Source organism: Novosphingobium sp. BL-S-21 (assembly GCF_055521655.1).
On the sequence record NZ_CM145495.1, the window covers coordinates 290,115 to 304,681 of the forward strand.

The 14,567-nt window shown below is 66.5% G+C and carries 8 protein-coding genes; 2 read left to right on the forward strand and 6 right to left on the reverse strand.

The features are described 5' to 3' along the window. Positions 1-80 precede the first annotated feature (80 nt). The 4 genes from ACZ1J6_RS01205 to ACZ1J6_RS01220 all read right to left on the reverse strand — a co-directional run bounded on the left by ACZ1J6_RS01205 (position 81) and on the right by ACZ1J6_RS01220 (position 9,041). Positions 81-2,594 carry a glycoside hydrolase family 3 protein gene (locus tag ACZ1J6_RS01205; RefSeq protein ID WP_134095947.1) on the reverse strand — a complete coding sequence of 838 codons (2,514 nt, stop codon included), beginning with the start codon at positions 2,592-2,594 and terminating at the stop codon, positions 81-83. Positions 2,595-2,687: 93 nt separating this feature from the next. Then, entirely contained in the window at positions 2,688-4,991 is a 2,304-nt protein-coding gene (locus ACZ1J6_RS01210) for a beta-glucosidase family protein (RefSeq protein WP_166675364.1), read from the reverse strand. Further along, positions 4,988-6,541 carry a tryptophan halogenase family protein gene (locus ACZ1J6_RS01215; RefSeq protein WP_134095948.1) on the reverse strand — a complete coding sequence of 518 codons (1,554 nt, stop codon included), beginning with the start codon at positions 6,539-6,541 and terminating at the stop codon, positions 4,988-4,990. The genes ACZ1J6_RS01210 and ACZ1J6_RS01215 overlap by 4 nt, the downstream gene beginning before the upstream one ends. Before the next feature lie 22 nt (positions 6,542-6,563). Further along, positions 6,564-9,041, reverse strand: a complete 2,478-nt coding sequence (locus tag ACZ1J6_RS01220) for a TonB-dependent receptor (protein WP_134095949.1) — start codon at positions 9,039-9,041, stop codon at positions 6,564-6,566. 177 nt (positions 9,042-9,218) lie between these two features. Here ACZ1J6_RS01220 and ACZ1J6_RS01225 point away from each other — a divergent pair, with 177 nt between their 5' ends. Further along, positions 9,219-10,484: an MFS transporter gene (locus tag ACZ1J6_RS01225; protein WP_134095950.1), complete on the forward strand. Its 1,266-nt coding sequence runs from the start codon at positions 9,219-9,221 to the stop codon at positions 10,482-10,484. Next, a complete protein-coding gene (locus ACZ1J6_RS01230) occupies positions 10,481-11,497 on the forward strand; it encodes a LacI family DNA-binding transcriptional regulator (RefSeq protein WP_134095951.1) in 1,017 nt (338 codons plus the stop codon). The genes ACZ1J6_RS01225 and ACZ1J6_RS01230 overlap by 4 nt, the downstream gene beginning before the upstream one ends. A gap of 276 nt (positions 11,498-11,773) precedes the next feature. Here ACZ1J6_RS01230 and ACZ1J6_RS01235 read toward each other — a convergent pair whose 3' ends face one another. Together ACZ1J6_RS01235 and ACZ1J6_RS01240 are read right to left on the reverse strand one after the other, a co-directional pair. Next, positions 11,774-12,934 (reverse strand): acyltransferase family protein, encoded by a 1,161-nt coding sequence (locus tag ACZ1J6_RS01235; RefSeq protein ID WP_134095952.1) that lies wholly within the window; start codon positions 12,932-12,934, stop codon positions 11,774-11,776. After that, positions 12,931-14,331, reverse strand: a complete 1,401-nt coding sequence (locus tag ACZ1J6_RS01240; RefSeq protein ID WP_465127378.1) for a hypothetical protein — start codon at positions 14,329-14,331, stop codon at positions 12,931-12,933. The genes ACZ1J6_RS01235 and ACZ1J6_RS01240 overlap by 4 nt, the downstream gene beginning before the upstream one ends. Between the last annotated feature and the right edge of the window lie 236 nt (positions 14,332-14,567).

Genomic DNA, 14,567 nt, shown 5'->3' on the forward strand with positions numbered 1-14,567 from the left:
TAAATCACTTCTGCGGGTGGAACTCAATATGTCCGAAGGGCCGAAAAGCGGGGGAGATGCGTTCCGGCCCCTTGCGGGCCTCAGCCGCCGCAGGCGTTCATCGGCATCGAGACATAGTCCAGCTTCACATCGGAGATGGCGATGGCGAACGGTCCGGTGGCGGACAGCACCAGCGGCGCGGTGAGGGCGTGCATGTCGGCGCCGCGGCTGGCGAAGCATTGCAGCGGGATGGCGAACGTGGTCCAGGTGCCCGGCGCCGCCTTGGCCAGCGTCTGCGTGAGCGGGACTCCCACCGTCTTGCCGCCGCTCTCCATGCCCAGCGTGACCGGGCCGGTGGGCTTGCCGTCCAGCCGGTACTGGATCACCAGGCTGATCTCTCCGTTGCTCTCGCGCGAGAGGTCGATGGGGCGGGGCGCGACGATGGCGACGCGGCCTGTTGCCGTGCCGCTTCCCGCCTTGCCGCCCGGCTCTCCCCAGGTGAACAGGCGGGCATCTTCCTGCGCGCGCCGGTCCACGCCGGTTTCCTTGACCAGCTGCGTGTCGAACTGCCAGCCCGGAGGAGTCCGCCCGGTGCCGTAGAACGTGCCGGGAGTCGCCTCGGTCATGCCTGCGGGGCGGGTTTCGTCCAGCTTGCCCACTTTGCCGGGGCGGGCATAGGAAAGGCCGTAGCCGAACGCGAACAGGGGATCGTAGCCCGGATCGCGGCGGTTCAGCACATATTGGTCGGGGCGCTTGGGCCAGGAGAAGCTGAGCTTGCCCTTGAAGTCGTGAGCGACCGCGCCGTCGGCCCTGGCGAACAGCACGTCGGCCACGCCGCCGCCCTCGCTGCCCGGCAGGAAGGCCGCGACGAAGGCGTCCGAGGCGTTCAGCTCCGCATTCACCCATAGCGGCCGGCCAGACAGGAACACGGCGACGACCGGAATGCCCGCCGCCTTGAGGCGCTTCAGCATCGCCAGGTCCGGCTTGTCTCCGGGGCTGTATTCCAGGTTGGGAATGTCGCCCTTGAACTCGGCATAAGGAGTTTCGCCGAAGACCACGATCGCGGCGTCGGGCTTCTTCGCGAATGTGCCGTCCGGCGCGTAAGTCGCGGTGCCGCCTGCAGCCTTCACGGTGTCCTCGATGCCCTTCCAGATGGTGGTGGCATTGGGGAACGCGGAGTTGGGCAGGTCCGCGCCCTGCCAGGTGATCGACCAGCCGCCGGCCTGCTGGCTCACGCTGTCGGCCGCCTTGCCCGCCACCAGGATATTGGCGCTGGGCTTCAGCGGTAGCACGCCCTCGTTCTTGAGCAGGACCAGCGATTCCTGCACCGCCTGCCGCGCAATGGCCTTGTGGGCGGCGCTGGCGATCACGTCGAACTTGCCGGCCGCCACGCGGGACGAGGGGCGGCCGCGCTCGAACGTACCCGCGCGCAGCTTCACGCGCAGGATGCGGCGCACGGCATCGTCCAGGCGGGCCATGGGAATGGTGCCGTCCTTCGCCTCGCGCAGGGTGTTGTCGTAGAGCTGCTTCCAGCCCGGCCCGGAATACATGAACATGTCCAGCCCGGCGTTGATCGCCTGGGGGCAATCCTCGTTGGTGCAGCCTTCGACCTGCCCATGGCTGTTCCAGTCGCCCACCACGAAGCCGTCGAAGCCCATGCGGTCCTTCAGCACGCCGGTGAGGAGCGACTTGTTGCCGCTCATCTTTGCGCCGTTCCAGCTGGAGAAGCTGGCCATGACCGACTGGGTACCGGCCTCGATCGCGGCGGGATAGCCGCCGAGATGGACGTCGCGCAGAACCTCTTCGGAAATCCGCGTGTCGCCCTGATCCCGGCCGCCGGTGCCGCCGTCGCCCAGGAAATGCTTGGTGGTGGCGATCAGGTGGTTGGGGGCGAGGAAGTCCTTGGTGCCGACTTTGCCCTGCACGCCTTCGATCATGGCGCCGGCATAGTCCGCCGCGATCTCCGGCTCTTCGCCATAGCTTTCGTACGTGCGGCCCCAGCGGTCGTCCTGCACGACGGCGAGCGTGGGCGCGAACGTCCAGTCGAGCCCGGCCGCCGCCGTTTCCAGCGCGGTCACTTCACCGATCTTGCGGATGAGATCGCGGTCCCTGGCGGCGCCAAGGCCGATGTTGTGCGGGAAAAGCGTGGCGCCGACGATGTTGTTGTTCCCGTGGACCGAATCCGTGCCCCAGATGATGGGAACCTTCGGGCGAGAATCGCTGCGGGTCATCGAGGCGTCGTAGAACTCGTCCGCCAGCTTCAGCCACTTGGCGGGCGAGGCATATTCGTCGTCATAAGGGCCGCTGTTGCCGCCGTTCAGCACCGAACCGATCTTGTAGGTGACCACGTCCGCGGGCTTGATCGAGCCGATGTCGACCTGGATGATCTGGCCGACCTTGTCTTCCAGGGACATCGCCTGGATCAGCGCATCGACGCGCTTTTCCACTTTGGGATCGCGCTTCGGCTGGGCGTTCACCTTGGGCCAGATCGCCGGATTGGCCACTGGGGAGGCTGCCTGAGCGGCGGCCTGAGGAGACGCAGATTGCGCGCCCGCCGCTCCGGTCAGCGCCAGGGCGAGGATCGACAGGGAAGCGGCTGGGAAACGGCGGGTCATGAGGTCTCCTGTGAGGGCGGGCGTCAGGATGGGGCTGTGGCGGCGCTCCGACGGGAAGCCGGTGCCGCCGCCGGGGGTATCAGGGCTTGGTCGTCACGGCCTGGCGGTCACCCGGTCGAGATTGGCGGCGCCTTCGAGAGCGGCGTCACCGGCGAAGTGGCCGATGCGCAGGCGATAGGCGCCGGCATCGACGATCCAGCCGGGCGCGGCGTTGTCGAAACGGGCGATCACGCGCGGGTCGACGGTCAGCGAGACGTGACGGGTCTCGCCGGGCTTGAGCCAGACCTTCTCGAACCCGGCCAGGCGATAGGCGCTCGTGCCTGCGGCGCTTTTCGCCTCGACATAGAGCTGCGGCACGTCGGCGCCCTCGCGCTTGCCGCTGTTGGTCACGTCGAAGGCGACGGTCAGCCTGGCGCCGCCGGACACCTTGAGGTTGGCGTAGCGGAAGCTGGTGTAGGTAAGGCCGAAGCCGAAGGGGAACAGCGGCTTTTCGTTCTTCGCGGCATACCAGCGGTAGCCGACATCGGCGCCCTCCGGGTAGTCGACCGGGAAGGAGGCGACGCCGCCGCTCATGCCGTAGACGGTCTTGTCCCCGGCGCTGCGCCGCGCTTCGGCGGCGTGGAGTTCGGCCAGGCCGAGCGGCTGCGGGCGCGGGGCCTGATCGATGCCGACCGGGAAGGTCATCGGCAGGCGGCCCGAAGGATCGACCGCGCCGAACAGGATATTGGCGATCGCCTCGCCCCCGCGCTGGCCGGGATACCAGGCCTGGAGAATGGCGGGCACGCGGCTGACCCAGGGCATGAGCACCGGGCCGCCGGCCTCGACCACCACCAGCGTCTTCTTGTTGGCGCCGGCGACGGCCTCGATCAGCGCGTCCTGGTTGTCGGGCAGGGCCATGCTCTCGGGGTCCTGCGCCTCGGTGCGCCAGGCCCACGCGAAGACGAGCGCCATGTCCGCGCCCTTCGCGGCGGCGGCTGCCGCCTTGGGGTCGCTGCCGTCGACATACGTGACGCTGGCGCCCGGCGCGAGGGCCTGGATCGCTTTCAGCGGCGAGGAGGCATGCCAGGTGATCCGCGCGAAGGAAGCGGCGGCGCCCTTGGTCAGGGGGATTTCGACCGGCGCGCCGCCTACGGAGCGGACCTGCGAGGACCCGCCGCCCGAAAGCACGCCCACGTCCGCATGGGCGCCGATCAGCACGATCTTCTTCGCGGTCCTGGCGAGAGGCAGCAGGTCGCCCTGGTTCTTGAGCAGGACGATGCCTTCCTCGGCCGCGCGCTGGGCGACTTCGGCGTGAGCCGCATAGTCGATCTGCTGGGCGCTCTCGGGAACGGGGTTGTCCATCAGGCCGCTGTCGATCACGCCGAACAGGATGCGGCGGACCATGTCGTCAAGGCGGGCCATCGGGATGCGCCCGGCCTTCACCGCTTCGGCGAACCTGGTGTCGAAGAACATCTGGTCGTCCAGTTCCTGGCCGGAATCCTGGTCGAGGCCATTGATGGCGGCCTTCTCGGTGGAATGGACCGCGCCCCAGTCGGACATGACCCAGCCCTTGTAGGCCCAGTCCTGCTTGAGCACCTTGTTCAGCAGCCAGTCGTTCTCGCAGGCATAGTCGCCATTGACCTTGTTGTAGGCGCACATGACGGAGGCGGGCTGGCCGGCCTCGATGCCGAGCTGGAAGGCCAGCAGGTCGCTCTCGCGCAGTTCGGCGGTGCCGATCCGGGCATCGAGCACGGTGCGGCCGGTCTCCTGCGAGTTCAAGGCGAAGTGCTTGATGGTGGAGACGATGTGGTTGCTCTGCACGCCCTTGATGTGCTCACCCACCATGACGCCGGCGAGCAGCGGGTCTTCGCCGAGATACTCGAAATTGCGGCCGTTCCAGGGGTCGCGGGTCAGGTTGACGCCGCCGGCCAGCAGCACGTTGAAGGTCTTGGCGCGGGCTTCGGCGCCGATCATCGCGCCGCCTTCATAAGCGAGCTTCGGGTTGAACGTGGCGGCGGTGGCGATGCTGGCCGGGAGCGCGGTGGCGACGTCGCCCTTGCGCTGCTCGATCTGGTTGGCGACGCCGAGGCTGGCGTCGCTCTCCCGCAGGGTCGGGATGCCTAGGCGCGGAATGCCGGGAATATGGCCGGCAGAGGGGATCATCGCGATGGGCACCGCCGGCTTGGCCAGCGGCGGGAAGAACCCGTGGACCAGCTGCAGCTTCTCTTCCAGCGTCATCTGCTTGACGAGGGCATCGGCGCGGGCCTGGGAGGACGGCGAGGTCGCGGCGGACGTGGAGGCCCCAGCACTCTGGACAGGCGCGCTCTGGACAGGCGCGTTTTGAGCCAGCGCCGGTGCGCTCAGGCTGGCGCCGGCCATGAGGCCGGCGATCAGGGCAGTCTTGGTGGCAGAAATCATCGGAAAACCTTGTTGGGCTGGGGGGCCGAGCGAGCGTGATAATGGTCGAGAAGGGCGCGGTGGTCCGGCAGGGCACCGCGGGCGCCGGCATGGGCGCTGCGGACGCGGGAGAAGACATCGCGCGCGGCGGCGCCACCGGGATAGCGGGCCGCTCCGGCGGAAAGGCTGGTTTCGAAGCCCATGCCGTAGAGGATGTAGTGGTAGCTTGGCGGCAGGAAGGTCTCGAGATCCACCACGAAGTCGAAGCGCGAGGGCGGGCGGTGGCGCCACTGCGCCAGCATGTCCTGCAAGGCTTCGGGGATGGAGGCCGGATCGGCATTGTCGCGCCAATAGGCGGTGTCGGTGCGCCGGGTGATGCAGTAGTGCAGCTTGAGGAAATGGACGATGCGCTCGAAGCGGGCCGCCATCAGCCGGTTGAAGCTGCGCGCGGCAGCATCGCGGGCGGCGCGGCTGCCGGGAACGAGGAACTCGCCGATCATCTTGAGCGCGGCCTCGATCAGCATGATGCCGGTCGATTCCAGCGGCTCGAAGAAGCCGGCGGAAAGGCCCACGGCCACGCAGTTGCCGATCCACTGGGTCTCGCGGTAGCCGGTTTCGAAGCGCAGCTGGCGCGGGGTCAGGCTGTCACCTTCGCTGCCGACATAGCGGCGCAGGGTCGCTTCCGCCTCTTCGTCCGAGCAATGGCGGCTGGAGTAGACATAGCCGATGCCGCGGCGCTCGCTGAGGCCGATGTCCCAGGTCCAGCCCGCTTCGTGCGCGGTGGCCAGAGTATAGGGGCGCACCGGCGCGCCGGGTTCGGCATAAGGCACCTGCATGGCCAGGGCGCGGTCGTTGAACAGGCTGCCGGCGCAGGAGGTGAAGCCCGCTCCCAGCGTCTGGCCGATCAGCAGCGAGCGGAAGCCCGAGCAATCCAGGAAGAAGTCGCCTTCCACGCGGCGGCCATCGGCCAGCACGAGCGCGGCGATATCGCCATCGCCCGCACGCTCCACGGTTGCGACGGTTCCTTCGATGCGGTCGACCCCGGCGGCGACGGATATGTCGCGCAAGTAATCGGCAAAGCGGGCCGCGTCGAAGTGGTAGGCATAGTTCATCGGGCCGGAGAAGTCGGGGTCTTCGACCCGCTTGGGACCGCGTCCGGCGCGGATCACCTGTTCCTGCACGGTGACGGCATCGGCCCAGGGCAGGCGCTGGCCGCTGTCATCGGCGATCCAGTGCGGCAGCAGCGCTTCGTCTTCGCCGCCCACGGGCAGGTTGAACGGATGGAAATAGCTGTCGGTGCCGGTGGCCCAGCCGTCGAACAGCACGCCCTGCTTGAAGGTGGCGTCGGCGCGGACCAGGAATTCCGCCTCGCTGATCCCGAGGCCCGCCAGTGTCGTGCGGATCGTGGGAAAAGTCCCTTCCCCCACGCCGATGATGCCGATTTCGCTGGATTCGACCAGCGTGACGTTCGGCAGCTTCAACGTGCGGGAAAGGTAGGCGGCGGCCAGCCAACCGGCCGTACCGCCGCCCAGGATGACGACGCGACCGGAGGAGGGATAGTCGGTCGTCATGTTCTTTCCTTTCAGCTCGCTATCAGAAGTTCGCGCTGGCGCGCACACCCCAGGTCCGCGGCGGCTGCAGGTTCGAGAGGAACACCGGATCGTAGCGCGGCGCGCCGAAGGCACCGGCACCGGTACGGATATGCCCGTTCTCGATGTTCTGGACGAAGGCTTCGACCGAGTACCTGCCGTCTGCCGGGCTGAACCGGAGCGAGGCGTCGGAACGGAAGTAGGCCTTCTGCTTGTCCCACGACGTGCCGTTGGTGCCGCGGTCGGGCATGTTGTCGGCCGGATCGTTGACGTTCACGAACGGATTGGCGTCGCCGTTGAAGTAGCTCAGCCAGCTCTTGGTTTCGTAATGGGTGGTGAAGCGCGGGGTGATCCGGGCTCCGCTCGCCAGTTCGAAATCATGCTCGTAGCTCAGCGTGGCCGAGAAGCGCGGCGCGTGGGCCAGTTCGTTGCCCTGCAGCTGCACGATGGAGGACGCCTTGCCACCGTCGTAGAGACGGCCGTCGACGCTTTCCAGATCGTCCAGCTTGGTCTTCTGCAGCGTAGCCGAGAAGTTCAGGCGGTCGTTGGCGGTGAAGGCGGCATTCATTTCCGCTTCCAGGCCGTAAGCCTTCGCGCCCTTGGCGTTCTGGGTCACGATCTGGCTGCGCACCACGTTGCCCGCATCGTCGCGGAAGGTGACGGCCTGGTTGACCTGGTATCCCTTGAAGTCGGAATAATAGGCCGCCAGGTTGAGCGTCACGGCCCGGTCGAGCAGGCGGGTCTTGAGGCCGACTTCGTAGTTGGTCAGGGTTTCCGGATCGGTCAGACCGGCATTGTCCTGGATGTTGCCCGACTTGAAGCCGGTGGAGATGCTGGCATAGCCCAGCGTGTCCTCGGCAAGATCGGCATCGACGCGGGCGAGGTAGGTCAGCTTGTCCCACTTGCCCTTCACGTCGTTGTTCGAGATCGAGAAGCCGGGCAGCAGGGCCACCAGTTCCGCGGCCGAAGCATCGGGATAGGCGCCGAAGATGCCGGTGGTGCAGGCGCCGCCGGGTGCCTTGTCGGCATCGGTGCAGCCGTCGCCCGAGAACGTGACGTTACGGCCGCCGATGTCCTGCTTCTTGTCCGAGGTGTAGCGCAGGCCGCCGGTCAGGCGCAGCCAGTCGGTGGCGTGCCACACGGTCTGGCCGAACACGGCGCGGCTGTCGATCTGGCGATTGGCCTGGATGAAGCTGCCCGCCCAGCTGAACGTACCGTCGCGGTAGCCGTTGCGCTGGTCGATGTCGAAGCGGATCTTGTTCTTCTCGTGGCTGTAGTAAGCGCCCAGGATCCAGTCGAGTTCGTTCTCGCCGCTCGACTTGAGCTGGAGTTCGTGGCTCTGGAAGTCATAGCGCGACGACAGCGTGGCGTTCTCGTTGAAGGCGCCGAGCGGCAGGTCGTTGCCGTCCGCATCCACCTGGCCGGTCGGGGGTAGGGCGCCCGCATCGGCATCGGTGCGGGTGCTGCCGCCGATGCGCGACCAGCCGGCGATGTAGCTGAGCTGGACGCCGTCCGTGATGTCGTAGTTCATCGTGCTGCGCACGGCGACCGAATAGCGGTCGGTGCTGGGCGCGGTGTCGCTCAGGGTGGACCAGCGCTTGGTGCCCGCGCGCGGGGTCTGGAGCAGGCCGATCACCGGCGCGCCATTGTCGAGGAAGCCTTCCGCCGACAGGTTCCAGCTGAACTTCTCGCTCGGCTGCCAGAGCATCGAGACGCGGCCCGACTGCTGGTCGGCGGCATAGTACTTCTTGCCCGAAGTGACGAAGGCCGACTTGTTGATGCCGGCGATGTCAGGCGCGGCCTGGTAGTCGGCATAGCCGTCGTGGCGGTCGCTGACGAAGGCGACGCGGAAGGCCAGGGTGTCGGTGACGGGGATGTTGATCGCACCGCGCACGCCGAGACGGTCGTAGTTGCCGGCGGTCACTTCGACATTGCCGCTGAACTCACCGAGCTTGGGCTTGGCCGAGATCAGGCTGAGCGCGCCGACGGTGGCGTTGCGGCCGAACAGCGTGCCCTGTGGGCCGCGCAGCACTTCCACGCGTTCCATGTCGTACATCAGTACCGAGGCGCCCTGCGAGCGCGGCGAGTAGATGCCGTCGATGTAGATGGCGACTTCGGGGTCGGCCACTTCGGTATAGGCACTGTCGTTGCCGATGCCGCGCAGGGTCAGCAGCACGGCCGACTGGTCGCCCTGCTGGTTGAACTGCAGCGAAGGCACGAAACGGGCCAGGTCGGTAACGTCCTTGACGCCGTTCTTGGTCAGCGTTTCCTGGCTGAAGGCCGAAATCGCGATCGGCGTCGACTGAAGAGTCGTTTCGCGGCGCGTGGCCGTGACGATGATGTCACCGTTGGAAGCAGCCGACGACGCCTGTTGCGCCGAATTCTGGGCAGGTGCTGTGGCATCCTGCGCGTGGGCTGCGGTGGAAATGGAAAATAGGCAAGCCGCGAGCGCTGTGCCCGCGACGAGATCGTGCCTCGTCATGTCATCCTCCCAGATGGTTTGTACCTTGTGAGCGGCTGATGGCCGCAATCTGACATCGATGTCAAGCGCATTTGAAAACGGTTCGGCAACGATTTGACATCGATGTCAGATTGTGGATTTCATGACACATCATTTCCGCGATCCGGCCCGTTTGCCTTCGCCTGCCGAGTGCCATAGATGTCCACCATGTCGCTTTCCCCCCCGATCAGCCGCACGTCCGAAGCGCAGGAATCGGTGACCCGCCGCCTGTTCTGGCTCTCCATCGGCGTGTTCTTCATCGGCGGGTTCCTGAGCGCTTCGGTCGGCCTCCTGGTGCCGCAGCTCAAGTCGGTGCTGGCGCTGGACTACAAGAGCGCGCTGCTGATCCAGCTGGCTTTCCACTCCAGCTACTTGCTGTTCGCCCTGCCGGCGGCGCTATCGGTGGTTCGAATCGGATATATGCGGGCGATCGCGGCGGGGCTGACCGTCATGGCGGCGGGTTGCCTGGCGCTGGTGCTCGCGCAGGGAATGCGGCAATTCCTGTTGGTGCTGGGAGCATTGCTGCTGCTTTCGGCCGGGCAGACGGTCCTGCAGATCGCGGCCAATACGGTGGTGACGGTGATCGGCCCGTCGCGGCGCTCGGCTTTCCGGCTCAACCTGCTGCAGGGCTTCAACTCCCTCGGCACCGTGCTTGGCCCGCTGGTGAGCGCGCCGTTCCTTCTGGCCGACATCGCCCCCGGCGCGCGCGTGGAGGTGACCGCGTCGATACCCTTCATCGCCATCGGGGCAGGACTGGCGACGCTGGCCACGTTCTACATCGCGCACCGGGCATTACTGGCCGACGCGCCGTCCGCCGCGGGCGACTATCTCCCGCGGGACTGGACCCGGCAGATCTTCGCCGTGCTCGGCGAGCGCCGGCTTCTCTGGGGTGCCTGCGCGATCTTCCTCTACGTGGGCGCGGAAGTGACGATCGGGACGCTGATGACGAACGTGCTGATGCTGCCGAACCGGCTGGCGCTGGAGCCGGTCAGTGCCGGGCGACTGGTCAGCCTCTACTGGGCGGGGGCCATGATCGGCCGTTTCGCCGGGGCCTGGCTGATGACCTGGATCGCCGAGGCCCGCTTGCTGGTCTACGCGGCCCTGGCGGCGATCATGCTGACGGTGGCCGCGGCCCTTCTGCCCGGCGCGGCTGGTGCCGGCGCCCTGATCGCCGTCGGTCTGTGCAACGCGATCATGTACCCGACCATCTACGCGCTCGCCATGCCGCGGGACAGCAGCAAGGCCCCGCTGGCCTCGATGTGGCTCTGCATGGCGGTGGTCGGCGGGGCGATCGTGCCGCTGCTTACCGGCATGGCGGCTGACGCGATCGGCCTGCTGCCGGCACTGCTGCTGCCGGCGGCCTGCTACGTGGGGATCGCCCTGTTCGCCGCCCTGTGCGTGCGCGGCGGGGAGGCAGCGTCTTGAGCATCGTCACGATCAAGGATGTCGCGGCCAAGGCCGGCGTCTCGCCCAAGACGGTGTCCCGCGTCATCAACGGCGAGGCCTATGTGCGGCCCGAGGTGCGGGAACTGGTGCAGAAAGTCGTGGCCGAACTCGACTATCGGCCCAATGCCTTTGCGCGCAGCCTGTCCAGCTCGCGTTCCTATTTGCTGGGCCTGTTCATCGACGATCCCGTCTCGGGCTATGCGACGGACGTTCAGCACGGAGCCTTGATCGGCTGCCGGCAGCGCAGCTACCACCTGGTGGTGGAGCCGGTCGATCTGACGGCGCCCGATTGGGAGAGCCAGGTTCGCGGCAGTATCGCGGCGCTCCGGCTCGACGGGGCGATCGTCGCCCCGCCGATCTGTGACGAAGCGGCGCTGATGGCCGTTTTCGCCGAGTCCGGCCTGCCCACCGTTCTTGTCGCGCCCAGCAGCGCCCCGCCGGCTTCGGGAACGGTGCGCATGGACGATCGCCGTGCAGCGCAGGAGATGACGGAATATCTGCTGGGCCTCGGCCATCGGCGGATCGGTTTCGTCCAGGGCCCGATCAGCCATAGCGCCTCGGCGCGGCGTGAAGAGGGCTTCCGCAAGGCCATGGCCGCAGCGGGCGTCACGGTCGATGAGGACTGCATCGTGCGCGGAGACTTCAGTTCGCGCACGGGCATGGAACTGGGTGAGCGCCTTCTGGCCCTGCCGGAACGCCCCACCGCGATATTCGCCTCGAACGACGACATGGCGCTCGGGGTGCTGATCACCGCGATGAAGCATGGCATTGCCGTGCCGGAAAGGCTCTCTGTCTGCGGCTTCGACGATGCGCCGTCTTCCCGGGCGGCCTGGCCGCAAGTCACGACCGTCCGCCAGCCCAAGGCGGAGATGGCGGCGGCGGCTGTCGATATTCTGGTGAACCCGCAGTTCCGGCAGAAGGCGGGGGACGAGCACGCGCATCTGATGCTGCCGCATGAACTCATCCTGCGCGGCAGCACCGGCCCGGCATAGTTGTGAGGCGCGGTAAGCGGGGCGAAAATTGCCGGGCCAAGGGTCGTGAAAACGGAGCGCGTCAGGGCCCTCCAGTGGCCGGCCGCTGTCCTTGAGAGTGCTGGGCCGGGGATGTGCGCTCTCAGGCTGGACGGAACGGAGCCCAGGATCGATCTGGACATTGCCGAGACCTTGCTGCGGCCGATCATCTGCACATCCGGCACTTGAGAAAACGCATGCAGTCCCGCGGGTCCGTCTTGCATGTGATCATGTCGCACCAGGACTCGTCAGGTCCATTCACGAGTCTGCGGTTTCGTGGCGGAGTCTTCTGGCGCTCACGGGATTTGCGGGCGATTTGCGCCCCGGTGATACTTCCACGCCGGGCTGCCGATACCGCGCTTCCAAGGCCTTGCGAAGAATGCGTTGGGCGGGGCGGTCATAGAAAGTGGTAGCGAGGGCGGCCACGCCCAGGATGACCGGAACCATCAGGTAGGCTTCGAACCCGGCATCGCTTCTTCCGGTCAATCTTTCGGAGAGGCCCGAATAGAGCGCGAGGAAGGGGACGTGCAGCCCGTAGACGGCGTAGGAAATCGTGCCGAGGAACCGGGCGCCCGGCACAATGCTCTGGCGGCCCGAGCATACTGCCAGCACGAGCGCGGCCGGCAGTGCCAGGGTCGTCATGGCAACCACCCAAGATACATCGCTCACCGGCAGGGCCAGCGCCGCCACGGTCACCATGATCGCGATCGCGGCAGCGCCTCGCCCCAACACGGGCAGCCGATCGCGCGCCGCGTGGATCAGGAGTCCGGTGAGGAAACCGAACGATACGCGCGCCATGCCGCCCGCCAGCGTCGGCCCGCTCCAGCCGAGATCCATTGTCCCGTGATGGCGCGCCAGCAGGCAGAGGCTGACCAGGGTGAGGATCGCGAGCAAAGCCAAGGTGCCGGGGCGTCTGGCGACCAGCCATGCCGCCCATATCAGGTTGATGACGATTTCGAAGAACAGCGACCAGAGGGGGCCGTTGATCGGGAAAACTTCCCAGCCCGTTGCCGATCCGTGCCACCATTTCGGAAGCAGCAGTCCATTGAGCAGGGCGCTTCCCAGGATCGTCGGCAGGTCGTCCGACCGCGAGGGCGCCGCGTACCAGCGGGTGAGCGCGTAAGTCGTCCCGAGACAGACGCCGAGAACCACGATCGGCATCATCCGAGCCATGCGCCGCATGGCAAATTCGGCGAAGGTCATCTCGCCGGTGAGCCGCCGTCCATAGGCTTCCGCCAGGACGAAGCCGCTCAGCATGAAGAAGAAGTCGACCGCAAGGTAGCCGTTGGCAGCGACCACCGGCGCCCCGATGCGCGTCCCGATGTGGAAGAGCAGGACGACAAAAGCCGCAATTCCGCGAAGTTCATCCAGGAGACCATATCGATCATGCGCGTTGGTCAACGCCGTCGCCGCGGTCATGAGGTTGCAGCTCCGCTCGGCAGAAGCGCCGCTTGATCCATCGGGGCTGCACTGAGCGATGCCGGAGGGTGCGCGGGCGACCCTTCCGGCACATGACCCATTCCCCTTCGCTGTGCCTGGGCGATGGCAAGGGCGGCGGTGATGCCGAACCCGAACCCGGTCAAAGGCTCGAAGTTGGCGTCAGCGATCATCAACGACACGACGATCATCGGCACATAGGAAAACCGGAATGCCGACATGATGATTTCGGATTCCACGGTCGCGTATCGCGGGGATCGAAAGAACGATTGCGCCGCGAAGGCGTAGAACAGAATTCCGCCCAGTATTCCCGTTGCGCTCAACACGGCGACGATGCTGCTGGAAGAGCGGGTGCTCCCCAGGCCAATCCCGAAGCCATGGCTGTCGAACAGGCTGGAAAGCGCGATCACCCGCCACATTCCGCGTTCCTCGTACGACAGGGAGGATGTCTTTTGCAGAACCATCCGATCGATCAAGGCCAGTATCGGATCGAGCAAGCCCGGTTTGAACAGCAGCGCCAGGGTTATCGCGACCAGTATCGTGACGAGAACGGACAATTCGCCCATCAGGCCTTGCCTGTATACATGCGCGCCCCGACCTTGCGCATGGGCGCGTAGCAGCCATTCCAGTGCGGCCATCGCCGCGAACACTGCCAGCCCCACATAGGCGGCGGAAGACTTGGACTGCCAGCACAGGACGACCAGCAGGACGAGCAGTATGGGGCATATCCTGTCGCGCAACGTCTGGCTCAGGATTGCGCGCCGGTAGAAGTGCAAGGCGCAGAGGAATCCTAGGCAGTAATTTCCGAAGGCCGAGGCTTCCGGCATGAGGCCGACCACGCGCTTCGAGCCCAGCACCTCCACTTCGGTCGCGAGGGCGTAGGAAGCCGTCCGAAAGGGCGCGAGCACCGCGGCGAGAGGCAGGTATTGGCTGGCGAAGTCGAGCAGTCCGGTTGCGATCAGCATTGCGGCGCCCAGGCAGATGGACTGGAGGGCATGCTGGCGCATTGCAGGATTCTGGAGCAGTCTGGCCATGGCAAAAACGGTGAAGACCGAGATAGTCATGTAGACCCATTGCGACAGGTTCTGCGTGGTTGGATGCAGCGGCACGGGCGTGCTCAGAACGCCGCGAACCGGCACGACGAGGATGTCTCCGGCGAACAGGTGCGGCATGAACAGCGTGGCGACACTGGCGACGATCCAGAAGGCGAAAAGGCACAGCAGCCGGTCCGGCAGGAGCGCCAGCGTGAGGAAAGACGAAGGCCCGCCGCGAGTGAGGAAGGTCTTGCCGATGACAATCAGCGCCACGATCGGTGTCGCTACGAATGTCAGGCCGCCGGTGAGGTTGGTCGGGATGGCGGCGCAGGCGCCGAAGGGCATCGTGGCGAAGAACAGGTAGAGCGCGAAAGGCGGCCGGCCGATGATGGCGCAACAGATGAGGAGCCAGAACAGGACGATGGGAACGGCGTTCATGACGCGACTGAAACTGACGCCAAGGTTTCACGCCCCGGTGCGCTTCCTGAAGCATTGCTGGCTCTGGCGGGTATCAAGTCGATCTCCGAAGACGTCGCCCTTGCGAGTGCGGACTGGCGTTACCTTAGTCCTGCAGACGTCGA

Bases quoted from the DNA above. Each gene is read 5' to 3' on its own strand.
- ACZ1J6_RS01215 (WP_134095948.1), bottom strand. From the start codon at position 6,541: ATGACGACCGACTATCCCTCCTCCGGTCGCGTCGTCATCCTGGGCGGC.
- ACZ1J6_RS01240 (WP_465127378.1), bottom strand. From the start codon at position 14,331: ATGCCCTTCGGCGCCTGCGCCGCCATCCCGACCAACCTCACCGGCGGC.
- ACZ1J6_RS01225 (WP_134095950.1), top strand. From the start codon at position 9,219: ATGTCCACCATGTCGCTTTCCCCCCCGATCAGCCGCACGTCCGAAGCG.
- ACZ1J6_RS01210 (WP_166675364.1), bottom strand. From the start codon at position 4,991: ATGATTTCTGCCACCAAGACTGCCCTGATCGCCGGCCTCATGGCCGGC.
- ACZ1J6_RS01205 (WP_134095947.1), bottom strand. From the start codon at position 2,594: ATGACCCGCCGTTTCCCAGCCGCTTCCCTGTCGATCCTCGCCCTGGCG.
- ACZ1J6_RS01220 (WP_134095949.1), bottom strand. From the start codon at position 9,041: ATGACGAGGCACGATCTCGTCGCGGGCACAGCGCTCGCGGCTTGCCTA.
- ACZ1J6_RS01235 (WP_134095952.1), bottom strand. From the start codon at position 12,934: ATGACCGCGGCGACGGCGTTGACCAACGCGCATGATCGATATGGTCTC.